The organism is Pseudomonas sp. 210_17 TE3656 (genome assembly GCF_054821965.1).
In genome coordinates, this window is sequence record NZ_JBTRBC010000001.1 from 1075743 (window position 1) to 1099067 (window position 23325).

Sequence of the window (23325 nt, forward strand, 5' to 3'; positions counted from 1 at the left end):
CCTTACAGCAGCTTGACGATGCACAGTGACGGGTAGGTTTCCGAGCGTTTGATCTCGTGACGCACCTTCCCCAGAATCTCGGCGACATAGGCATAGCCCTCGCCCGGCAGGAAGTCGCGCTGCAACTGGAAGAACACCAGCAATGCGCCAGGCACGCAGCGTGGCAAAATCTGCTCCAGGGCAAATCGGGTCGGCCCCTCCAGATTCATGTCGAAGAAAGCGAGGGCCACCAGCAGGTTGCGTTGCTGCTCGATGAACTGCGGCAAGGTGTCCTTGATATCCCCTTCCACCACCTGATGCCCGCCTGGTACTTGAGGCAAAGCATTGATGCCTTCATGGAGGGTCAGCAAGTGACGCAGGTAATCCGCATAGCCATTGCCAGTGTCATAGCAACCGTCCTGGAAATGCGCGTTGGCAACCTGTCCGTCGCCGGTATGGGATTTGTAGCCGGCAAAGGTATCGAACGCCGCGATCCGGCGCTGTTTGTTGAACGGTTCAAAGATCGCGCGAAGATTTTCACAGAGCACGGCGTTCTGCCCACGCCACGTACCGAAGTCCAGTACCGAGCCAGGCAACCGGACAATCTCACGATAAAGATCGGAAACCGCCAGCATCCGCGCTAACGATGCGGAGCGGATGAACAAGCCGAGATTGCGCTCTTTTTCGGCATCATCCAGAGGCGCGTTGTGGAAAGCCTGCCAGAGCTGCTCACGGGCTTCGAGCTGGCTATCGCTGGACTGTGTGACGGAGGTGGAACCGCTTTTGAGCATAGTATTCGCCAAGAGACAGAGTGGTCGGACAGGTCGTCAAGAAGCCTTGCGCACAAGCAAGGTGAACTCGTACAAACCATAATCATGCAAGAGTGCCACCTCTCTGGAGTAGTTTCTTTTGCACAGATCAAAGTAGAAGCAGGGATCACCGTAATAGAGGTAATCACGCATGAAAGGAGGGTCTGAATAAGAGGTCAGACAGTTGAAGGCGAAGCCCTTGCGACTGCAGGCATCCATGGTGCGCAGCACGTCGGCGATATATGCCTCCCAGGTTGCACGCGGGGTATCCTGGCAGACATTGAAAATGCCACTGGCCACCGCGTAATCCGCCTGCCATGGGGCACTTTCGGCCACCTCGAAGCGCACCGCGTCGTTGGCCGGATGCTGTTGGCGGGCTGCCGCGATCATCTGTTCCGACAGGTCGTACCCATGGTAATCGACCGCCAGGCCATGCTCACGCAACCACGTCAGCAGCGCACCGTAGCCACACCCGACATCGATCAGGCTGAACCCTTCCTGCTGTTCTTTGGCAGGCACCAGTTTTAGCAACTGGGCAAACCGCAGTTGCTGCGATGCGCTGCCGTTCCAGTCGACCCCTTCGGGGGTGGCACCATGTGCACGGATTCGCGATGAGTAGTAATCCGCCACATCTTGCATGATGTCCGTGCTCATGAACGTCGCTCCAGAAAAGTTGACGCATCGCTGCCCGTGTTGAACAACAAGTCGATGACACTGACGGCATGTTGAAACTCGCCGAACAACTGTGGGTACTCGGGATAGCCGGCATAACTCATGTACGACACTTCGAGCCCGGCAGTGGCAAAGGCCGCTTCGTCCAGATAGCAGCTGGCCGCAGGCCCCGAAAGATACTCGGTGGCATCCAGGGCCTGACATAGCTGGATCAGCCGTTCATTCTTACCCTCGCTGCGCCCCAGGTCCTCGGAGCGATACAGCGGCGTGTGAATATCGAGCAACGCGCACAGGCCGCTGATGAACAGCTCATTGATGCGAGAAAGACTCTCGATGCTGGCAGCCTGCTCGTAGAGGGCGCGAATCGGTGCCTCCATCTGGGTAAAGCAAGCCGCTCGCCGGTAGCTCATCTCGATGGTCTTCCAGTGTTTGGCTGCCCAGTCCGGTTCACTGACCTGCACTTCATTGATCAACTGCTCGTATCGCCCACGGTTCTTCACCGGGACACTCAACCAATGCTCGCCCTGGGCAGTCTTGATCTTGTTGCGATTGCGCCAGTCCCGCCGGGTGTACTGGACATCGTCATACAAGATGAACGCATCGACGCTGCGAATCAGATCGAAGTATCCCTTCCAGGGGATGTAGTTCGACTGCACCACAGCTACTTTCTTTTGCATCCTGAACCTCACGTGCGCAACGCAAAACCGAGTCACTGGCCTGTCAATAAATCGCCACCAGACATGAAAAAGCCGGGTACTGGACCCGGCTTTTGCAATTCCCGCGCCAGCTATCCCAACTGCGCGAGCCATTGCAGCTGTGAACGCGAGGCATCCACGTCATTGCCGCCACCGAACTGCACTCGTGCGTTGAACGCCGTCGGCCACCGGGCTGCCAACGCCTGACTGAGGCTGGCGTCCGGGGTTGCCACGGCACTGACGAGCAATTGCGAACGAGGTGTCCAGACCACCATCAGCCCCGTTTCAGCCACCGCCAGGCACAGGTCGATATCTGCGCCAGCGGCTGCCTGCAGCCCGCCAAAATGCTCGAACAGCTCCTTGCGCACCATCAGGCAATCGCCGGACACCGCCGGGCAGCTGCGCACCGACAGCGACCAGCTGTGCCTGGCACCCACCTCAAGCGGCAGCCCTTGCCATGGCGCATACACCTGTGGATCGGCGAGCAACTCATAGCCCGCATGGGCCAGTGTGCCGTCAGTCGCGTGCAGGCATGCGCCGACGACACCGACCTCCGGACGCTGCGCCTCATTGAGCAAGGCCTCGATCCACGCCGGAGTGATCACCTGGCAGCGCTCTGACAGCAGCACCAGATAGTCACCACGGGCCTGACTGGCCGCCAGATTCAGCAACTCGCCACGCGATGCACCTGGCTCAACGCCCAGCCAGCGGATGCGCCCGGCAAAAGCCTGGGATGCGCTGACCTCGGCTTCAAGCACATCACTGGCACACGCCACCAGCACTTCGTAGCGTGGATAGCGGGTACGCTGCAGCACTGCGGTCAGGCTAGCCTGGAGCTGCGCCGAGTCCCCTTCGAACGCCAACAGAATGCTGACCAGCGGCGTGGCCGAATGACGGAAATCGATAACCAGGCCGGACGCTCCCTGATTGCTGATCTGGCTGCGATAACCCAGTTGCGTCAGGTGCCGGTTGAGAATCGCCTGCGCCTCTGTGACCAACGCTGGCGAGGCCTGCTGGCCGATGACCAGATAATCGTCCATATGGGCCAGGCTGCCCTGCCCCTGCTCCTCCACCAGACGCAGCAACAGGTCAAGCTCAAGGGCCTGGCGATGAGTCTCGCTGTAACCACCCAGATCGAGCACGGCCTGGCGACGCACCAGCCAATGCCGGGACATCAAGCCCGGCTGGCTGCGCAGCAGGTCCAGATTGCCCCCTGGACGCACCACGCTGAGCAGGCGCCCCTCGGTATCACGCTGGACTTCGTTGGCAGCGATGGCCTGACATGCAGGTGCCTCGCCAAGCTCCACCGACAAGCGCTGCAATCCACCGGCAAGCAACACGTCACCGGCCTGCAGCAGCAGCAACCATTCGCTTGGCAGTTGGCGTACGACCTGGTTCAGGTGAGTCACCCAGTTGCTTTCAGTCACCCGAATGAAGTGCAGGGTGTCGCGCGCCGTGGTGATCGTCGGTGGATTGCCGCCTTTGAGCACCACCAGCTTGAAGTTGCGCACGCCACTGGCCAACAGGCTGTCAAACGTGGCTTGCAGTGCCTGATCGTCATCCTCAAGGTCCACAACCACAAAGGCGATTTGCGGGGCCGGGTGCTTGGCCAGATGCGCCATTACGCGCTGGCGTCCCGCCTGATCCGGCGTGGCCGCAGCGATGGCATCGAGCACCTGGCCGGAAGGAGTGGCACGCAGCCTTGCCTGCATGTCGATACCCGGCACCTGCTCAAGGCGCTGGAGCCAGTTCTCCAGTTCACGAGCGTGATCGATATCGTCATCGTCGTTCAACATCGGCATCAGTTGCTGGCAGACGTCCAGGTTGAACAGACCCAATGCCAGCGCTTGCCAATAGCGTTGTTTCAAGCTCTCTGCGACATCATTGGGATGTTCCTGCATCAGATCGCGCTGGCGTACCCAGATTCCTTCCAGGGCCTGCTGGTGTTTCTGGCCAGTCGGCCAGGCATGGCAGAGAAACTCCAGTGCTGTCAGCTGATTGAACAAGGCACTGTTGTAATACGGCAGCTCAACATACTGGCGCGGCTCGAAAGCACGCTCAGGATCATCGACAACACTGTTCCACGGGGACGTGAACAGCAGCGGCTCCTCGCCTTGGTCATAGGTACCGCGAACGAATCGATTGAGCAGCACGATCCCCGCTTCGTCGGCGCACAGCCCCTGATGAGCAGCGTCCCATTGGCGCAGCGTGCGCACCACCTGATTCAGGTGCTCTTCGCGAATCACCGGCGTCAGTGTGCAAGGCACGTACTCACAGATCACATCGGTCTGTTCAAGGTGAGCGATCTCTCCCTGAGCCAGCACGGCGCAGGACAAGGCCACGCGCAAGCCGGCAAAGTCCAGCTCCCCCGGCACGATAGCCAGCGCCTGCTGCAAGGCCTCGACACGCAACACCGCGCGCCAGGCCTGCTGACCCGCCAGAGCATACTGCTTCAGACGGGCAGCCGCGCCCTCTTCAGCCAGTGGCGCAAACGGCGAGCCAATCTTGTGATAAGCCACTTGCGCGTTACCCGGGGCATAGGCCAGGGCATAGCCTTGTACCGCCACGGCCTGGGACTGCTGATGCAGGCACGCCGCAGCGCTGTCCAGTGACGCCGCGAGGACGAAATCGGCATCCAGGGCCAGGGTCACGAAAGGTGTGGTGACTTGCGCCAGCGCCTGCGCCAGACGCTCGCGGCACAGCTCGGCCGGCGTGGCCGCAAGCAGCGACTCCAGTGGCAGGCAAGGGACGCCGGCCTGGTCATAGTAATGCAGCGCACGGACACGGTGATCCGCCTGCTCATGTCCCAGCAGGACAACGGTCACATCACTGCGCGACCCAGTTGCGATTTCGATCATAGTGCACCTGTTCAAGTTATCGTTTCAGCATCCGGCCGCGCCGGGCGCCAAGGTTCAGTCAGCCAGCCAGGCGTTCGCCCAATGCTGCAGATGGTGTTCATTGAGCACAAAGTCGCGCAACACGGCTTCGCGCAGGGCATCACCCTGGCGGTAACTCGCCAGCGGATCGCCAAGATGCATGCGAATTGCCTCCAGCCACTGCTCGGTGGTGTTCTCGCGTACTCGCGTGCAGGGCAGATAGCCGGCATAGGCCTTGGTGTCGGTACAGATCACCGGGAAGCCGCAGGCGCCGTACTCCAACAACCTCAGGTTGCTCTTGCAGTCGTTGAACAGGTTCTGTTCGAGCGGTGCCAGGGCCAGGTCGAGGTTGAGGCTGGCCAGTTTGCGAGGATACTGAGCAAAAGAAATGCCCGGATGGAACTCCTTCACATAGGGGCGCAACACGTCCGGGCACATACCAAAGAATACCCAGTCGACCTCGTCCGCCAGCGTCTTGACCACATCCAGCAGCAGTTCCAGGTCACCCCGGTGACTAGTACCACCCGCCCAGCCCACCCGTGGCCGCGCGCTGCTCTGGCGCTGGCTGAAAAGGCCGGTCCACAGCTCGGCGGCGAGCATATTGGGCACCACACGGATATCGCTGTGCATGCTCGACAAGGCATCGGCCAACGGCTCGGTGGAAACCACTACGCGGTCACACAGAGCAATGGCCTGACCGACCAGTTCGCGCATATTGCTCGGCATATTGCGCGCATGGTCGTTCTTCTTCGGCGGATCGATGACGTAGTCGTCGAGCTCGTAAATCCGTCGCGCGCTGGAAAAGCGCTTGTACTGGGCAATGTCCTCGACGCTCCCCCAGCCGTAACGACACTGCAGGATCACCACATCGGGCTTTTCCCGTTCCAGCTCGATCAGGCCTGGAGAGGTGTAATCGAGCCGGCCTTGAATCCAGCCACCAAGTTCCAGCTCGGTGAAGGGCTGGATAACCCGGTAATGCCCTACTGCCGTGGTGTTACCCGGCAACCCCAGCACCGATGGCATGGCCCGCGCGATAAATGGATCCCAACCGCTGCGCAGGCCCGGTTCAAAATTGAAATTCGCCAGCTTCAGGCTGAGATTGCGATTGTAGGCAGGGTCCAGGGCGACTCGGGCCAGCCAGCGTTGAAGAAACGCCGCCTGGTCCGCTTCGCCGTTCACCGTCAACCCATTGTCGGCAATGGGCTGCCTGGCAACTCTCGAGAACGGTGTCCAAACCACCAGGTAGCCCAGTTCGTGCGCCCGTAGACACAGATCGGCATCGAACAAGGCACTCTGCAAGGTGGCGGTATCCAGCCCCTGCAGCTCTTTGAACAGCTCACTGCGGACCAATAGGCAGTCGAGGCTCAGCGCGCTCCAGTTCTGCACCAGGCTCAGTCGGCTCATGTAACCGCCTGTAGTCGCCGCGCAGCCGAGGAATGAACTACAAGCAGCGCCTCCCAGGCCCAACGCCAAACCAGCCGAAACCACCTCACCCTTGCTGTCGAGCAACTTCGGGCCAACCAGACCGACTTCCGGACGCTGGGCCTGATGCATCAACTCGTGAAGCCACTGGCTGTCGAACAGCAGACAACCGCAATCGAGCAATAGCAGGTAATCGCCACGGGCCTCGAGGCTGGCCTGGTTCAGGCTCGCGGCCTGGCCCTGGGCTGCAACCGCAATAACGCGCAGTTGCTCACTGCCCAGCCCGGCCATCGCAGCCAACCACTCACGAATCTCGGCGGGCGCGTCATCATCAACGACCAACAGCACTTCAAAGTTGCCATACGCAGTATGCTCAAGCAGCGATTCGACACAACGGATCAATGCCGACAGGTCTGCCCCGGCATAGATCAGTATCGACACACTCGCCGCCCACTCATGCTGGTAGGTCACCCGGCTCATCATGCTGCCGTCGATGCCAGTCACTTGCGCGCTTACCCCCAAGCGCTGCAAGTGCGCCTGCACCACACGTGATGCCTGGGCATGACCGCTCGGCTCGCTCAACCAATCGGCAAAACTGCATTGACTCTGCACCAGCACTTCGGCGATGTGCTCCACCACTTGCAGGCCATGGGCCTCGACCATGCGCCAGAGCAGGTCATGTGCAGCCAGGCTGTCGAAGCCATCATCGAAGCCGCCCAGCGCACGCACCGCATTACCTTTGAAGGCCAACATGCGACCGACATAGGGCAGGCTACGCATCAGGTCGAGGTTGAAGTCCGGTTTGAAAATCGGCTGCGAAGGCGCAAGGTTGTCATTGGCGCCTTCATCGGTGTACAGGCACAGGCTGTCAGTACGCAGCGCCATACGCTCGGCCATGATCACCAGGGCGTGCGCATGCAGACGGTCGCCAGCACGCAGGAGAAAGAACCAGTCAGCCTGGTGGTCATTGTCCAGCCACTGGTTGAGCTGGACAAAACCGGTACCCGAGCGGACCAGGTACTGCACCTCTGTATTGACCGCTCCCAGGAGCGATGCCGGGCCGAGGACAACAATGCGCTGGGCGGCATAGGACTGTATTGCCAGGCTGTCGAGGGTTACGCGCAACGCGGCTTCATCGTCGTCGCAGATAATCACCGGAACAATCCGTGGCTGGCTTGCCCACTGCTCGATACGTTTGGGCAACAGACGCAGTTGTCCCGCCGACAGCGTGCGGCACTCCAGCCATTCAGCGTATAGCTCGGAAAAACTGAGACTATTGCTGCCGACCTGCTGATTGAAGTTAGCCATCTGCGCGGAAAAACTGAGCCGCAGATCAAGCTCCTTCCAGACCTGTTGCGCACTGCCGTTGTAGGCCGACAACGGAAGATAACGCACCCAACCGTTGGCCGGAGCGGCCTCACCGGTACGCGCCTCCAGCATCTGCAGCAGCCACTCGGTCTCGACTTTGAACGCTTCGGTCATGCCGCTCTGGTGACTCAGTCTGCCGGGGTAAACACGCTCCAGGCTCAGTACCTGATTGAGGCTGCACAACTGACCACGCCGCAGCAGACAGGCGTACAAGGCCATGTCCAGGCGCGCGACAAAACCCTGCCCTTCCTGAACCAGGGTTGCCAGGTAGTCCGCCACTTGCGCCCGACGAAACAGGGCGTGGCTGATCCCGCCAAACAGGTTGACCGCATTGTCGGCAATGCTCTCCAGCAGATCGGTGCCATTGAACACAGCACTCTGCGTCGACAAGATGAAGTTGAGCGCGCGCGAAGGCAGCAAAACGTCGTCGGCAGCACATAGCAAGCGCAGGCTGGTGACCATGCTGACGTGCGCCCAGTCGCTCATGACCCTGGCTTGCTGGCTGATGCAACTGCTGAACAGGATATCGTCGTCGCAGAGGAACTTGATCAGTTCCCCGGACGCGTTCATCAGACAGGCCTGGAGGTTACGGGCAAAGCCCAGACGTTCGGGGTTGCGCACATAGTGCACGGGCACCGCTGAGTCCTTGCGCAACTCCTCGCAGATCGCCTCGATCTCTGCACCCGGGCTGTCGTCGCAAACAACGATCTCCAGATTCGGGTAGTCCTGGGCAATCGCGCTGGCTAACGTGCTGCGGAAAAATTCGGCATTGAAAGCTGGAATGGCGATGCTGACAAGGGGCTGTTCGTTCACCGAGGAAAACCTTGAAGAAGATCTATGCGCCCACCCTACTGGGTAAAGCAGGCGCACGAACCATTAACGCGAAGGAAGGGTTCAGAGCCGGTTGAACAGGCTCAGCGAAGAGATCTTGGAAAACGCCAGCTGCGAGGCTTGCAACATCGTCTGCTGCAGGTTCAAACGCATCAGCACCTCGGCAGGATCTGCATCGCGGATTGAGCCCTGGGTCTGGGTATTGGCCATTTTCAGGCTTTCGTTTGTGTCTGCCTGCACATCCAGCGCTGCGCCTCGGGCACCGATCGAGCTGATGGATTCGGCAACCTTGTTGGCACCACTTTCCAGGTTACCGATCGCCGAGTCCAACGCTGCCTGGTACTTCTGCTTCGAGGCAAGATCGTTATCCACCGGCATCTCCAGCGCCTTGCGGAACTGCGAGATGGTATCGAGGATGTTTTGAGTCTGGTGGGTGTCGACCTTGACCGAAAACTGATCGCCGCTCTTTGGCTCATTTGGCGCAGCGGTGAAGTCAAATTCGACACCGGCAATGGTGGCTTTGCTACCCGTCAAGCTGCCGGTGGCAACGGGGCGGGCATCCGGCCCCATAGGCTGGGCATAGACTTCATAGGCGGTATCGCTGGTGAACTTGATGATCGCGCCACTACCCGGAAAGGCATCGTGGTAAGCAGCAGGATCGACGATGTTGGCGCCGGTCATTTGCGATGACGACGGGTTGCCCGGGCTGCGCGAGCCACTGATCGAGTCAGGCTTGGAAGCCAGGTTGAAGGTATGGCCCGCGATGGCTGCATCCGGGTCGGCGCTGTCGCCGGGCTGGAGGTTGATGTCCAGGCGCATGTCGACACCACGGAAACCGATACTGCCAGCCGGGGCATTCGGATCGAGGGTACCGCCCCCCGTTGCCTCCAGCGTGACATCGTTGTTATTGGCATCGGTGATCTTGAATTGGGTGCTGCTGGTGAACGTGATGGTATAGGGTTCGCCGCTGCGGAAACGGTCGTTGTACACCGTACTGCCGGTGAGCTGGCCATCGGAAAGGCGCACACGACCATCGTCCGGGGTTGGCGCGGTGAGCGAGGTCTGGCTGCGGCTGGTATTGAGTGCTTGCTCGAAGACGCTGTAACCGCTGTCGTTGGTGGCCATGCTGAGCATGTCGCCGACCTGCAGGCTCAGGGTGCTTTGATCGCCCTGGTAGCTGTAAGTACCGTCAGCGTTGCGCACGTAGGGCGGGGTGTCGCCACGCGAGCCGGAGAAAATGTACTTGCCGTTCTCGTCACGGCTGTTCATCAGGCTGTAGAGCTGCTCTTCGAGCTGACTCAACTCTTGGGCGTTGGCCTTGCGATCGGCATCGGTAAAACCACCGCTACCGGAACTGATCGCCAGCTCCTTGACCCGCGCCAGCACGTTGGTGATGGAGGTCAGGGTCGACTCGGAGGTCGCCAGGCTGTTGCGCACACTGGTGATGTTGCCATTGTACTGATCGAGCAGATTGCTCTGCTGCTGCAGTTGCAGCAAGCGCGCAGCCCCTACCGGATCATCGGCAGCCGTGCGCACACGAATGTTGTCACTGGCCTGCTGACCGGTCTTGACCAGATTGGAGAAGTTGTTCGAGTAGTTCGAAGCACTGGTCTGGTAGAACTGGGAAGTAGAAATACGCACGGTCTACCACTCCTTAAAGGGCATTGATCAGCGTGGAGAAGATTTCCTGCGCCGCTTTGATGATCTGCGACGAGGCCGTGTAGTACTGCTGGTACTTGATCAGGTTGCCGGCTTCTTCATCGAGCTGGACGCCCGACAGCGAATCGCGCGAAGCCTTGGCCGAGGTGTGCAGGGCCGTGGTCGAATCCACGTCCATCTGTGCCTGGGCAGTCTTGCCGCCGACGTTCTCCACCAGTTTGCCGTAGGCGTCGGTGAGGCTGATGCCCTTGCCGTTGGCACCGACTTCAACCGTACCCTTGGTTTGCAGGTCGATCACCGCCTGGCCGTTACGGTTGTTGTCCGAGCCAGGACCAGTCAGCGATACGGTGTAGTTGTCACCTTCCTTGGGCGCTCCGGACACTTCCATCTCGAAGGTGAAGGTCTTCTGGACACCGTTGGCATCGTTGATCGGCGCTCCGGTGGAGTCGACCATCGGCACCGAGAACTGCAGCTTGTTGGCCTGGCCTGGAATAATGGTGCCGGAGCCCAGCGGGTCACCCTTGGCGTCGAGCAGTTTGTAGGTCTGCGGCGTGGTTTTGTCATCACCGAACACCAGCTTGACCGGCGTCGAATACTTCAGGCCGTTCTGCAGATCCAGGCGTTGGGCCGGATCGTAGATATCCAGCGACGAGGTCAGATCAGGCTGACCGATGATGCCGGTGCCCTTGTTGCCCGAGCCGCTGGTAGCGGTCAATGGCGAGGCCAGCGCCAGGCGCTTGGGATCGGTGAGGACGGTGTCGAGGTTGCTCGCCGCATTGCGGGTCGGGGTGATCTTGAAGCTGTCACCGGCGCTCATGCCACCACTATTGAGCTTGAGGGTGAAACCGTCGATTACCTTGGGCGGATCATCGTTGATATCGAAGGTGCCCATGTCGGTACCTTCCGGCAGCTTCTTGACGCTGTAGCCGGTGGCGCTGGTGAAGGTCACCTGGTAGTCGCTGGTACTCAGCTTGCCGGTGTCCTTGATAACCACATCGAGCATGCCGTTGCCGGTGTTGCCGGCTTTGGCGATGCTGCGCTGGCTGATCAGTTCAGGGCTGTTGATGTTGTTGAACAGCGCGGCACCGAACTCGCCGTTCTTGTCGATACCCTGGGCCAGCTGACGGTTGATCTGGTCAGCCATGACCAGCGCCACGCGCCCCAGTTCATTGAGCGACGGGTCGAGCACTTCACTGCGATAACGCAGCAGGCCGCCGATCTCGCCGCCGTTGAGGCTGGAAGTGACGTCCATCACCGTGGTGCCACGGTTGAGCTGGATGCTGACCCGGGTCGGGTCGTTCTTGCTCGGCACGGTCTGCAGGGTGTTGATGGTTTTGCCCATCACCAGCGGCTGGCCGTTCTCCAGATAGATATCCAGGTTGCCTTCACGTTCGACCACCTGGGTACCGACCAGCTCGGACAACTGACGCACCGCTTCGTTGCGCTGGTCGAGCAGGTCGTTCGGGGTGCCCTGCATCTGCGAGATCTGGTCGTTGTACTGGGCAATGGTTGCCGACAGCTTGTTGACCTGCTCGGCCATCGACGACAGGTTGCCGTTGATGTTGCTGTTCTGCTCGTTGAGCTGGTTGGCGATGGTGTTGAAGCGCTTGCTCAGCGATTGCGCACTGGTCAGCAGCAACTGGCGCGAAGCATCTTCATTGGGCTTGGCCGCCGCGCTCTGCATGGCGGTGAAGAAGCTCTTCAAGGCGCCGGTAATGCCAGTGTCGGCATCGGACAGCATGCTGTCGAGCGGCGCGACCTGATTGAGGTAAGCCGCCGCATCGCTGTTCAGCGAGGTGGTGGTACGCAACTGGTTTTCCAGGTAGGCGTTGTACACCCGGCGCACATCGGACAGGGTCGTACCGGTGCCGATGAACACATTGCCATTCTGCTGCGAACCGTTGGCCCGCTGCACGTTCTGCTGGCGCGAATAACCAGCGACATCGGCATTGGTAATGTTGTTACCCGTGGTGTGCAGGCCTGCCTGACTAGCGCCGAGCCCCGACATTCCGATGTTGATCAAACTCGCCATGGTTCAAACCTTATAGTTGCGTAGTGGTGCCAATCGCTGCGTAGCTTTCGTAGGATTTCATTTGCCTGGCGATCTGCGAGATCTTGCTCGCGTAATCCGGGTCGGTTGCATAACCGGCCCGTTGCAGCTCGCGTACAAACTGTTCCGGTTTATCGGCAGCCTTGACCGCTTCTTTATAGCGAGCGTTGTTCTGCAACAGGCTCACCAGGTCATGGAAACTGTCCTGATAGGAATCGTAGGAACGGAACGCCGCCGTCTCCTTGACGAACTGACCATCGCGAAACTCGCTGGTGATCGCCCGCGCCTGTTCGCCCTGCCAGTTGCCGGTGGCCTTGATGCCAAACAGGTTGTGACTGCTGCGGCCATCGGCCTGACGCATGACCGACTTGCCCCAACCGGTTTCCAGCGCGGCCTGTGCCACCAGGTAACGCGGATCGACACCGATGCGCTTGGCGGCCTGCTCGGCCATCGGCAGCATGGTGGCGACAAAGTCATCCGAAGAACTGAAGGCACGCTTGGCCGGCGCCAACGGCGGCTGGGCCATGGCGCGACCGTAAATGCGCAGGTTGCCTGGCGCGGCAAAAGCTTGCGCCGGTTGCCAGTCACCTTTGACCACGGCGTCGCCAGCCAGGGTCGAACGCCCGGGAATCGGCGCCGTGTTGGTGGTGGCAGGTACAGCCCCGGCCGCCGGTACCAGGCCCGCCAGCAAGCGATCGGTGAGCTTGCCCGGCAACGCCAGACGACGGGAGTTGAGCGCCGCCACATCGTTGCGGGTGACCGCAGTTTCCTGTGGCCGCTCAGGCACGCCGACTGCTGTCGCGCCCAGTGGCCGCGCCTGGATATCGAAGCGCGGGAACGGACTGCTGCTGCTCGCCGCCGACGCAGCTTTCTGCTTGGACAGCTGACGCATCAGCACCTCCTGCAGACCGATACCGCCGCCTTCGCGGGACATACTCACCGCCAACTGCTGGTCGTACATCTGCTGGTACTGCTTGGTGGTTTCGGTGTTGAGCGGATTGTCCTTGGCCAGCACATCGCTGGCCGAACGCATCGACTTGAGCATCTCGTTGAGAAACAGCGATTCGAATTCCTGGGCCACTTTGCGCAGGTTGGCGTCGCTGTCGCGGTCGCCGACCTTCAACGAACTGAGTCGATTGAGGTCGGTATAGGCACCGCTGTCAGCCGTGTTGGCTATCGGGTTTTTCGGCATATCCATGCGCCAGTCCTCAGATCACGATCAGGTCGGCTTGAAGCGCACCGGCCTGCTTCAGGGCTTCGAGGATTGCCATCAGGTCACTCGGGGCTGCCCCCACCTGGTTCACCGCACGGACGATTTCATCCAGCGTGGTGCCCGGGCCGAACTTGAACATCGGCTTGGCTTCCTGCTCGGCATTGACCCGCGAGCGCGGCACCACCGCGGTCTGGCCATTGGAGAACGGCCCCGGCTGGCTGACGATCGGGTCTTCGGTGATGGTCACGGTCAGGCTGCCGTGGGTGACCGCCGCAGGCGACACTTTGACGTTCTGGCCGATAACGATGGTGCCGGTACGCGAGTTGATGATGACCTTGGCCACCGCCTGGCCCGGATCGATTTCCAGGTTCTCGAGAATCGACAGGTAATCGACACGCTGGCTCGGATCGAGCGGCGCGGTAACGCGCACCGAACCACCGTCCAGGGCCTGGGCCACACCCGGACCAAGCAGTTCGTTGACCTTGTCGACGATACGCTTGGCGGTGGTGAAGTCCGGACGATTGAGGTTCAGGGTCAGGCTGTTGCCCTGGTTGAATCCGCTGGGCACGGCACGCTCTACCGAAGCGCCGCCGGGAATGCGCCCCGCCGACGGTACGTTGACGGTGATCTTCGAGCCGTCACGGCCTTCGGCATCAAAGCCGCCAACCACCAGGTTGCCCTGAGCGATCGCATAGACGTTGCCGTCGATACCCTTGAGCGGCGTCATCAGCAAGCTGCCGCCGCGCAGGCTCTTGGAGTTACCGATCGAAGACACCGTGATGTCCACTACCTGCCCCGGCTTGGCGAACGCCGGCAGGTCGGCATGCACCGAGACCGCCGCGACGTTTTTCAGCTGCACGTTGCCCGAACCTGCCGGCACCTTGATGCCGAACTGCGACAGCATGTTATTGAAGGTCTGCAGGGTGAACGGCGTCTGGGTGGTCTGGTCACCCGTGCCATTGAGCCCCACCACCAGGCCGTAGCCGATCAGCTGGTTGCTACGCACGCCGGAAATGCTGGCGATGTCCTTCAGGCGTTCGGCCTGTGCGGCGTACGCGACGGACATCAGAAGCGCGGCGGTGATCAGCTGCTTGAAGTTGAACATGGTCATCCGAACCTAGAAAGGCCAAAGCGGGCTGAGGAAGAAACGGTCGAGCCAGCCCGGCTGGCTGGCATCGGCAAACGAGCCGGTTCCCGAGTAGGTGATGCGCGCATCGGCAACCCGGGTCGAAGGCACGGTGTTGTCGGTGGCAATGTCGTCGGCGCGGATCATGCCGGCGATGCGCACCAGCTCGTCGCCGGTGTTGAGGGTCAGCCACTTCTCGCCACGCACGGCAATGATGCCGTTGGGCAGCACATCGGCAACGGTCACAGTGATCGAGCCGGTCAGGCTGTTGCCCTGCCCTGCTTTACTGTCGCCTTTGGTTGCACGATCACCGCTGTACCCGGCGCTCAGGCTCAAATCGCCATCGCTGAACGGGTTGTTGGTGGTCATCGAAGAGCCGAACAACGAAGTCAGAGCGATATCGGCCTTGCTGTTCTTGGCGATCTGCGAGTTGGCGTTCTTGCTCGCCTGGGTCCGCTCGTTGAGGGTGATGGTGATGATGTCACCGACCCGGAAAGCCTTGCGGTCGCTGTACAGGTTCTGATCGAAACCGGCCTGGTAGATCGAGCCGTTGTTGGCCGCTGCCGGCAGTGGCGTACGCGGCAATACCGGCGCGTAGTACGGATCATTGGGCTTGGGCGTCGGCGCAACGCAGCCGGCCAGCACGCTGACCCCACTCAGGGCAAGTACGCAAAACAAACGACTCATGACTCTGACCTCACGGTGTAACAGGCGCCGTTAAAGCGACCTCGAAGACTTCACTTACAGGTTCTGGGTAACGAACGAGAGCATCTGGTCGGCGGTGGAAATGACCTTGGAGTTCATCTCGTAGGCACGCTGGGTGGTGATCATGTTGACCAGCTCTTCCACGGTGCTGACGTTGGAGTTTTCCAGGGTCTGCTGCTGGACCACACCGAAACCGTTCAAGCCTGGAGTGCCAACTTGCGGCGCGCCGCTGGCGGCGGTTTCCAGGAACAGGTTGCCACCGGTGGCCTGCAGGCCGGCCGGGTTGATGAAGTCGGCAGTCTGGATGTTGCCGATCACCTGCGCCGCCGGGTTGCCTGCGGTGGTGATCGAAACGGTGCCGTCACGACCCACAGTGAAGGTCTGCGCCTCAGGCGGCACGACGATCGCCGGCTCCAGGGCGAAACCGCTGGCGGTGACGATCTGGCCGTCGGAGTTCAGGTGGAAGGTACCGTCACGGGTGTAGGAGACGGTGCCATCGGGCTGCAGGATCTGGAAGAAACCGCGACCATCAAGCGCCATGTCCAGCGGGTTCTCAGTGGTCTGCAGGCTACCGGCGATGAAGCTCTTCTGGGTACCGACGATGCGCACACCGGTACCGGTTTGCAGGCCCGAAGGCAGCTCGCTGTCCTGGGTCGATTGCGCACCCGGCTGGCGCTGGGTTTGGTAGAGCAAGTCCTGGAACTCGGCACGATCACGTTTAAAGCCAGTGGTCGAAACGTTGGCCAGGTTGTTGGAAATGACGGTCAGGTTTTTGTCCTGTGCGGACAGACCGGTTTTACTGACATAAAGTGCTGGAAGCATGCCGTTCTCCTCGCGCGCCTGTATTCCGGCGCTACGCCTGTGTGATTAGCCGATCTGCAAAACCCGAGCCATGGCTTCGTCGCCTTCTTTGGCCGTGGTCATCATCTTGATGTGCAGTTCGAATTGCCGAGACAGCGCCAGCACCGAGGTCATTTCCTCGACGGCATTGACGTTACTGTTCTCAAGGAAGCCCGACACCAGCTTGACGTTGGCATCGGCCGGCGCAGGTTGGCCGGTGGTGGTGTGGATCAGACCGTCCAGGCCTTTGGTCATGGTCTTGAGGTCGGGATTGACCATCTTGATCCGGTCAACTTCGGCCATCACCCGTGGCCCCTCGCCCATGGCGCGGATGGTGATGGTGCCGTCTTCACCGACCTCGACTTTCTGCTCCGGCGGCACGGCAATCGGCCCGCCGTTACCCATGATCGGCATACCGTTGGCGGCACGCAGCACACCCAAGGCATCGATGTTCATGCTCGCGGTACGCACATAGGCTTCACTGCCATCAGGCGCCTGCACGGCGATAAAGCCGTCACCACCAATGGCCACGTCCAGGTCACGCCCGGTTTCCAGCATCGAGCCTGGCGAAAAATCCGTCGCCGGGCGCTCGGTCATGGCATAGGCGCGCGCCGGAAAGCTGTCACCAAACACCGGCATCGAGCGCGCCTGTTCCAGGTCACGCTGAAAGCCGGTAGTGGAAATGTTCGCCAGGTTGTTGGCATGCGCCTTCTGCGCCAGCGCGTTCTGGCTGGCACCGGTCATGGCCACGTACAGCATCTTGTCCACAGTATTTCTCCCCTGCGCTGGCGAACACTTGCCGCTCGCCGCTGCTTTGCAGTGCTTGAAGCAAGTTTCAAACCAACTTTGCAGAAGTGGCCAAAAGCCCCGCCAGACAAGGACTTGTTCGCCGCACAGGTATGCAACCGGGAGAAGCGCCGTCGAAATTACGGCGCCAGCTTGCCGCTAGCGGCAAGCCTCAGTAGTCGCGGCACGCCGCGTTATTGAAGGGACCGGCGAAGCGCTTCCAGCCATCGCCCGGAGAAAACTGGGCACAGACCAGGCGCCCATCTGCCTGGCTTTCCCAGCGATACCAAGGTGCGGCATCAGCCCTGACCTGAGTCATCAGCAACACCGCAAACACCGCTAACGCCAATCGTTGCAACATGATCGATACCTCTGAAACGACAGACCCCTTCCGAGAAAGGGGTCCGTCCACACCTAGCACTTCACAGCAGCATCAGGTCATCTGAATGATGGTCTGCATGATGGTGCTCTGGGTAGAGATGGTCTTGGCGTTCGCCTGGTAGTTGCTCTGCGCCTTGATCAGCTCGACCAGCTCAGTGGTCAGGTTGACGTTGGAGGCCTCCAGCGAGTTGGAGGCGATAGCACCCAGAGTACCGGTCTTCGGCGCGTCGATACCCGGGATACCCGAGGAGTAAGTCTCGGTCCAGCGCGTACCACCCATAGGCTGCAGGCCCTGCTCGTTGGCGAAGGAAGCAATGGCAACCTGACCGATTGCGCGCGACTGCTGGTTGCTGAAGCTGGCGAACATCACACCGCTGGAGTCGATGCTCAGGCTCGACAGAATACCGGTAGCGTAACCGTCCTGGCTCTGCGACAGACGCGTGGTCGGGGTGTTGTAGGAGGTGGTATCAGTCATGTCGATGGCGATACCGCCAGCGCTAGCCTCGGAACCATTGGAGCCCCACACCGGCGGTTTGGCATTCGGATCGGTAACGGTGGCAGGAATCCAGCCGGTCAGCTTGAACACCTTGTTCACCACTTCGTAGCCAGAACCTGCAGCACCCGCGGTCATGGTATCGACACTACCGTCAGGCTTGAAGGTGATGACGCCTTCCAGTGGCTGCGGCGGCTCCTGAGTAGGATCGAGCGGGTTACGGCCATCGACCAGGGTGTAAGACTTCCACTCATTGGTGTCGGTCTTGACGTAGTACTGATCCATGATGTGCTCGTTACCCTGGCTGTCATAGATCTTGGTGGCGAAGGTCTTGTTCCAGGTGGTGTCGTCGGTTGGATCGAACGTGGTGGTGCTCGGGATGACCTTGTCCGACGAGTTCAGGTTGATGCCCTGATCGATCGAGGTAGTGGACTTTGGCGCCAGTGCCGAGGTGTCGATCTTCAGGTCGGTCAGCACACCGTTGATGATCTTGCCGTTCTCGTCCACACCATAGCCACGCAGGCGCAGACCATCAGCGGTGGTCACGTAGTTGTCTTTGTTGGTCTGGAAGGCACCGGCACGGGTGTAGCTGAGCGAGCCGTTGTCGCTCAGGACGAAAAAGCCCTGACCCTGGATACCCATGTCCAGCACGTTGCCGGTATTGGTGATATCGCCATTGGTGAACTGCTGCGAGACCGAAGCCAGACGCACGCCGTTACCGACGCTCTGGCTGCCGACGCCGAGCTTGTTGGCCGAGTAGACGTCGGCGAATTCCGCACGCGAGGATTTGAAGCCGGTGGTGGCAACGTTGGCAATGTTGTTGCCGGTCACGTCCAGTTGTTTGTTGGCTGCATAGAGACCGCTAAGGCCGATATTGAATGACATCTTTCACTCCTTGTGCCGCGTTAGCCGGCTCTATATACCGATGGTTTGGACTTTGGACAGCGCAATGCTGCCCAGGCCGGCAAGATTGAGCATCATCTCGCCGCCGGTCTGACTGATGGTGACGCTGCTGACCGTGGCCGGCAGCATGGTGTACATGTCATGCTGCTTGCCATCGATGGTGGTCTTGGCGGCAAAGGTGTAGGTGCCAGGATCGACCTTCTCACCCGCGTCATTGGTGCCATCCCAGACGAAGGCGGCATTGCCGGCCTTCTGCTCGCCCAGGTCGATGGTCTTGACCACCTTGCCATCCTTGTCGGTGATGGTGACGGTGGCATTGCTCAGCGACTGCGGCACCACCACCGAGCCATTGAAGCTCTTGGTGGTGTCGACCACGGCCTTGTCGGTCTGGGCGATCACCGAGCGACCGACCAGCGACGACGCCTGCAGCGCCTGGGACGATTTGTAGCTGCCAGAGATCGCAGTCACCGACTCATTGAGGGTGGTGATACCTTCCAGGCTACTGAACTGCGCCAGCTGGGCGACGAACTCGCTGTTGTCCTGAGGATCGAGCGGGTTCTGGTTACGCATCTGGGTAACCAGCAACTGCAGGAACGCATCCTTGCCCAGGGTCTGGTTGCCGGTCTTGCTGTTGGTTGCCGAAGCAACGCCACTGGAGTTGGTCTCGGAAGTCTTCTTGACCGACGCCTTGAGCACGTCGTTCAGGTTTACACCGGCGGTGGTGTCGTTAACGCTTGCCATTGGCTTCGTCCTTTATCACTGACCCAGGGTCAGGACCTTCTGCATCATGGTCTTGGCCGTGTTCATCAGCTCGGCGTTGGTCTGGAACGAGCGACTGGCAGAGATCATGTCCGCCATCTCCTCGACCACATTGACGTTCGGGTAGTAGACATAACCGTCTTTGTTCGCCGCCGGATGATTCGGCTCGTAGCGCGCTTCAAGGTTGCTTTGATCCTCCACCACACCGAGCACCTGAACACCCTGACCGGCCTCGCCCTGATCCTGGAACAGCGACTGGCTGACACCGCCCTGGGCTTGCTGGAAGGTGGTGGCAAACACCGGATGGCGCGCGCGATAGGTCTGATCGATGCTCGACGAAACCGTCTCGGCGTTGGCAATGTTCGAAGCGACGGTGTTCAGACGCGTGGTCTGCGCACTCATGCCGCTACCGGCAATGTTGAAGACACTGGCGAGGGACATGACTTACTCTCCGCGCAGGGCCGATACCAGCCCTTTGAATTTACTGTTGAGCAGCGTGAAGCTGGCCTGAAAACCTACGGCGTTTTCCGCGTAGCTCGACTGTTCAAGCTGGGCATCGACGGTGTTCTGGTCGATCGACGGCTGCATCGGCGTGCGGTACTGCAGGGTTTCATCACCCACGCTCAGGCCTTCAGCCTCGATGTGCCGGGTATTGGTACGATCCAGCGCAAAATGCCCCTTGCTTGTCTTCTCGGCCTGAGCCGCCAGGACTGAGGCGAAGTCCATGTCACGCGCTTTGTAGTTCGGCGTGTCGGCGTTGGCGATGTTGTTGGCCAGCACCTCGGCGCGCTGGGCGCGAAAGCCCAATGCCTTTTCGTGGATGCCGAGCGCTTTGTCGAAGCTGATGCTCATGTCGGGGAAACCTTCGAAGGTTTTTCGTTGACTGAGCTAGAGCAAGAGCCATGCCAAAAAACAAAACCCCGTAAATACGGGGCTTTGAGTGATTTGCCGCTGGCGGCAATGCCAGAAAAGCGGCAAAGGATTTCCGCTCGGCGCCAGCAAAGCGGCAATTCTGGAGAGCGGCCTACTTGGCCTGGTAGATGATCCCCGGGCTGCACTGAACCATCTGGTAATGATCCGGCAAGCCATTGAGCGCTTCGGACGCCCCGAGGAACAGATAACCACCCGGCTTGAGCGTGCTGTGGATACGCAACAGGATGTCTTTCTTGACCTGGGCCGAGAAGTAGATCAGCACGTTGCGGCAGAACACGATGTCGAACTTACCCAGGCTTGCGTAACTGTCGAGCAAGTTGAACGAGCGAAATTCCACGCGACTGCGAATCGGCGCCTTGATCGCCCAGCGCCCGGGCGCCTTGACATCGAAGTAGCGCTGCAGACGTTCCTGGGACAATCCACGGGCAATCGCCAGGCTGTCGTACTCACCGGTCTTGCAGTTATTGAGCATGGCGCCGGACAGGTCAGTGGCAACAATCTGCGCCCCCATCTTCAGCTGGCCGATGTTGCTGCGCTCGAACTCATCGATCGCCATCGAGATCGAGTACGGCTCCTGCCCCGAGGAACAGGCGGCCGACCAGATACGCAGGCGCTGTCCGGGATTGGCCTTGATCTGCTCAGGCAATACCTTGTTCTTCAGCACTTCGAAGGGATAGGTGTCACGAAACCACAGGGTTTCGTTGGTGGTCATGGCATCCACCACCAGCTCGCGCAAACCGCTGCGCGGCTGGCTCTGGATACGCTGTACCAGTTCGGTCAGGGACTTGATGCCCTGCTGCTCCATCAGCTTGTTGAGACGGCTGGAGACCAGGTACTGCTTATTTTCGCCCAGCAGGATGCCACAGGCTTTTTCCAGGAAGACCCGGAACTGTTCGAAATCCAAATTACCCGTAGACAAAGATGCCGCCTCTTAAATCGTGTGAACCGCCAGGGGCACAGCCCCCGGCCGTTAGTGCGTGGCCTTGATGCGATCGACGACGCGTTGGGCGAGGTCGTCCGGCTTGAACTTGGCCAGGAAATCATCGGCCCCGACCTTCTTGACCATCGCCTGGTTGAACACTCCGGAAAGCGAAGTATGCAGGATGATGTGCAATTTTTGCATGCGCGGGTCGCTGCGAATCTCGGCCGTCAGGGTGTAGCCGTCCATCTCCGGCATCTCGATATCGGAGATCATCATCAGGAATTCTTCTTCCGGACGCTTGCCCTCATCCACCAGCTTGCGCAGGTACTCGAGCGCCTGGCGGCCATCATTGAGCGCCACCACTTCGACCCCGACCGTCTGCAGGCAACGACTAACCTGCTTGCGCGCCACCGACGAATCGTCGACCGTCAGTACCCGCAGCAGCACTGCCTTGTCCTGCACCTCGGCATCGACCACCCCGGCAGAAATCGACTCGGACGTCGGCGCAACTTCGGCGAGGATCTTCTCCACGTCGATGATCTCGACCATCTTGTTGTCGACCCGAGTCACCGCCGTCAGGTAGTGATCACGCCCGGTACCCTTGGGTGGCGGATGGATCTCCTCCCAGTTCATGTTGACGATGCGCTCCACCGAGTGCACCAGAAAGCCCTGGGTCTTGGTGTTGTACTCGGTGATGATCACAAAACTCTTGCTGACATCTTCACTCAGACCGGGCATACCGGTCGCCATCGCCAGATCGAGGATCGGGATGGTTGCCCCACGAATATTCGCGACACCGCGCACTACCGGATTGGACTTGGGCATCACGGTCAGGGGTGGACATTGCAGCACCTCCCGCACCTTGAACACGTTGATCCCGTAGAGCTGCTCGCCATTGAGACGAAACAGCAACAGCTCCAGGCGATTCTGCCCCACCAGTTGCGTGCGCTGGTTCACTGAATCCATTACACCAGCCATGCAAGACTCCCTCACCAAACGCTTCGAACTTCGTACCCAGTCTCGGCACGCGCTTTGCTTTTTTTAATCGTATGAACACGAAAACGACATTTTTCCGACGCCTGACCGGCCACCTGACCAGCTATCTTGCTGCGCTGTGCCTGCTGATTCCGGGCACCCGACTTCTGGCTGACGCTTTCACCTTGCCTGAACAGCTTATCGGCGTCACCCAGGGGTTTCTTGAATTCACTGTTGAAGACTACCTGGCCAGCAGCCAGACCCAAGGCCGCTACGAAATCCAGGTCAACACCCTCGACCCGCGCCTGCGCATGCCGCAGTGCGACCGGCAACTGGACGCCAATCTGGAAAGCCCGGCACAGCCGCTGGGCCGCGTGACCGTAAGGGTGCGCTGTAACGGCAGCTCACCTTGGACGGTGTTCGTGCCCGCCCAGGTACGCCTGTTTCGCAATGTTGTCACCGTGGTGCGCCCGCTCAAACGCGAAAGCATTGTCGGCGAACAGGACGTCAGCCTGCGCGAACGTGATGTCGGCGCGCTGAACCAGGGGTTTCTGAGCGATCTGGAACAGGCGATCGGGCTCAAGGTTATCCGACCGACGGTCATGGATCAGGTGCTGACCCCTCAACACCTGGAACAGGCCGAAGTGGTCCGCAAGGGTGATCAGGTGGTCATCACCGCCCGCAGCGGCACGCTCAGTGTACGCATGCCAGGCGAAGCCCTGAGCAAAGGCGGCCTGAGCGAACAGATCCGGGTACGCAATCTCAACTCCAAACGGGTGGTCAAGGCCAGGGTAACCGGGCCCGGCCAGGTCGAAGTGTCCATGTAAACGGGAGAACCACGAAGAACTCTGGCGATAAGGAACCGCTTTTCCTAAACTGTGTCCCATTGGGTGCCCGGAACCTGCTGCGCAGTCTGCACTGCAATTGC

At 60.2% G+C, this 23325-nt stretch carries 20 protein-coding genes; 1 reads left to right on the forward strand and 19 read right to left on the reverse strand.

Translation table 11 applies throughout. From position 1 onward, the window contains the following. Positions 1 to 2: 2 nt before the first annotated feature. From ACVI9W_RS05085 to ACVI9W_RS05175, 19 genes are all read right to left on the reverse strand, one after another. Positions 3 to 770: a dTDP-6-deoxy-L-hexose 3-O-methyltransferase gene (locus ACVI9W_RS05085; protein ID WP_461529371.1), complete on the reverse strand. Its 768-nt coding sequence runs from the start codon at positions 768 to 770 to the stop codon at positions 3 to 5. Between the two features lie 36 nt (positions 771 to 806). After that, positions 807 to 1442, reverse strand: a complete 636-nt coding sequence (locus tag ACVI9W_RS05090) for a class I SAM-dependent methyltransferase (protein WP_038613387.1) — start codon at positions 1440 to 1442, stop codon at positions 807 to 809. Next, positions 1439 to 2137 (reverse strand): WbqC family protein, encoded by a 699-nt coding sequence (locus ACVI9W_RS05095; protein ID WP_461529372.1) that lies wholly within the window; start codon positions 2135 to 2137, stop codon positions 1439 to 1441. The genes ACVI9W_RS05090 and ACVI9W_RS05095 overlap by 4 nt, the downstream gene beginning before the upstream one ends. Before the next feature lie 110 nt (positions 2138 to 2247). Further along, entirely contained in the window at positions 2248 to 5013 is a 2766-nt protein-coding gene (locus ACVI9W_RS05100) for a glycosyltransferase family 2 protein (protein ID WP_461529373.1), read from the reverse strand. Positions 5014 to 5067: 54 nt separating this feature from the next. Next, positions 5068 to 8634 carry a glycosyltransferase gene (locus tag ACVI9W_RS05105; protein ID WP_461529374.1) on the reverse strand — a complete coding sequence of 1189 codons (3567 nt, stop codon included), beginning with the start codon at positions 8632 to 8634 and terminating at the stop codon, positions 5068 to 5070. A gap of 81 nt (positions 8635 to 8715) precedes the next feature. After that, positions 8716 to 10293, reverse strand: coding sequence for a flagellar hook-associated protein 3 (locus ACVI9W_RS05110; RefSeq protein WP_461529375.1), 1578 nt, complete (start codon positions 10291 to 10293; stop codon positions 8716 to 8718). 13 nt (positions 10294 to 10306) lie between these two features. Then, complete coding sequence (gene flgK / locus ACVI9W_RS05115; protein WP_461529376.1) at positions 10307 to 12343, reverse strand: flagellar hook-associated protein FlgK; 2037 nt, start codon at positions 12341 to 12343, stop codon at positions 10307 to 10309. Positions 12344 to 12353: 10 nt separating this feature from the next. Then, positions 12354 to 13559, reverse strand: a complete 1206-nt coding sequence (gene flgJ / locus ACVI9W_RS05120; protein WP_461529377.1) for a flagellar assembly peptidoglycan hydrolase FlgJ — start codon at positions 13557 to 13559, stop codon at positions 12354 to 12356. Between the two features lie 10 nt (positions 13560 to 13569). After that, complete coding sequence (locus ACVI9W_RS05125; protein WP_461529378.1) at positions 13570 to 14679, reverse strand: flagellar basal body P-ring protein FlgI; 1110 nt, start codon at positions 14677 to 14679, stop codon at positions 13570 to 13572. A 12-nt stretch (positions 14680 to 14691) separates the two neighbouring features. After that, complete coding sequence (gene flgH, locus ACVI9W_RS05130; protein WP_422416404.1) at positions 14692 to 15387, reverse strand: flagellar basal body L-ring protein FlgH; 696 nt, start codon at positions 15385 to 15387, stop codon at positions 14692 to 14694. Positions 15388 to 15441: 54 nt separating this feature from the next. Continuing rightward, complete coding sequence (gene flgG / locus ACVI9W_RS05135) at positions 15442 to 16227, reverse strand: flagellar basal-body rod protein FlgG (RefSeq protein ID WP_157193521.1); 786 nt, start codon at positions 16225 to 16227, stop codon at positions 15442 to 15444. A 45-nt stretch (positions 16228 to 16272) separates the two neighbouring features. Then, positions 16273 to 17013 (reverse strand): flagellar basal body rod protein FlgF, encoded by a 741-nt coding sequence (locus tag ACVI9W_RS05140; RefSeq protein WP_422416406.1) that lies wholly within the window; start codon positions 17011 to 17013, stop codon positions 16273 to 16275. A gap of 190 nt (positions 17014 to 17203) precedes the next feature. After that, a complete protein-coding gene (locus tag ACVI9W_RS05145; protein ID WP_096335684.1) occupies positions 17204 to 17392 on the reverse strand; it encodes a hypothetical protein in 189 nt (62 codons plus the stop codon). Positions 17393 to 17464: 72 nt separating this feature from the next. Continuing rightward, a complete protein-coding gene (gene flgE, locus ACVI9W_RS05150) occupies positions 17465 to 18790 on the reverse strand; it encodes a flagellar hook protein FlgE (protein ID WP_461529379.1) in 1326 nt (441 codons plus the stop codon). Positions 18791 to 18820: 30 nt separating this feature from the next. Beyond that, positions 18821 to 19549 carry a flagellar hook assembly protein FlgD gene (gene flgD, locus ACVI9W_RS05155; protein WP_038613411.1) on the reverse strand — a complete coding sequence of 243 codons (729 nt, stop codon included), beginning with the start codon at positions 19547 to 19549 and terminating at the stop codon, positions 18821 to 18823. 15 nt (positions 19550 to 19564) lie between these two features. After that, positions 19565 to 20008 (reverse strand): flagellar basal body rod protein FlgC, encoded by a 444-nt coding sequence (gene flgC, locus ACVI9W_RS05160; protein ID WP_028945514.1) that lies wholly within the window; start codon positions 20006 to 20008, stop codon positions 19565 to 19567. A 3-nt stretch (positions 20009 to 20011) separates the two neighbouring features. Continuing rightward, positions 20012 to 20419, reverse strand: coding sequence for a flagellar basal body rod protein FlgB (gene flgB / locus ACVI9W_RS05165; RefSeq protein WP_461529380.1), 408 nt, complete (start codon positions 20417 to 20419; stop codon positions 20012 to 20014). 172 nt (positions 20420 to 20591) lie between these two features. Then, positions 20592 to 21419, reverse strand: coding sequence for a protein-glutamate O-methyltransferase CheR (gene cheR / locus ACVI9W_RS05170; RefSeq protein WP_422416411.1), 828 nt, complete (start codon positions 21417 to 21419; stop codon positions 20592 to 20594). 51 nt (positions 21420 to 21470) lie between these two features. Further along, positions 21471 to 22400: a chemotaxis protein CheV gene (locus tag ACVI9W_RS05175; RefSeq protein ID WP_038613417.1), complete on the reverse strand. Its 930-nt coding sequence runs from the start codon at positions 22398 to 22400 to the stop codon at positions 21471 to 21473. Between the two features lie 71 nt (positions 22401 to 22471). Between ACVI9W_RS05175 and flgA the strand changes: the two genes are divergently transcribed. After that, on the forward strand, positions 22472 to 23224 hold the full coding sequence (gene flgA / locus ACVI9W_RS05180; protein ID WP_461529381.1) for a flagellar basal body P-ring formation chaperone FlgA: 753 nt from the start codon (positions 22472 to 22474) through the stop codon (positions 23222 to 23224). The last annotated feature ends 101 nt before the right edge of the window (positions 23225 to 23325 follow it).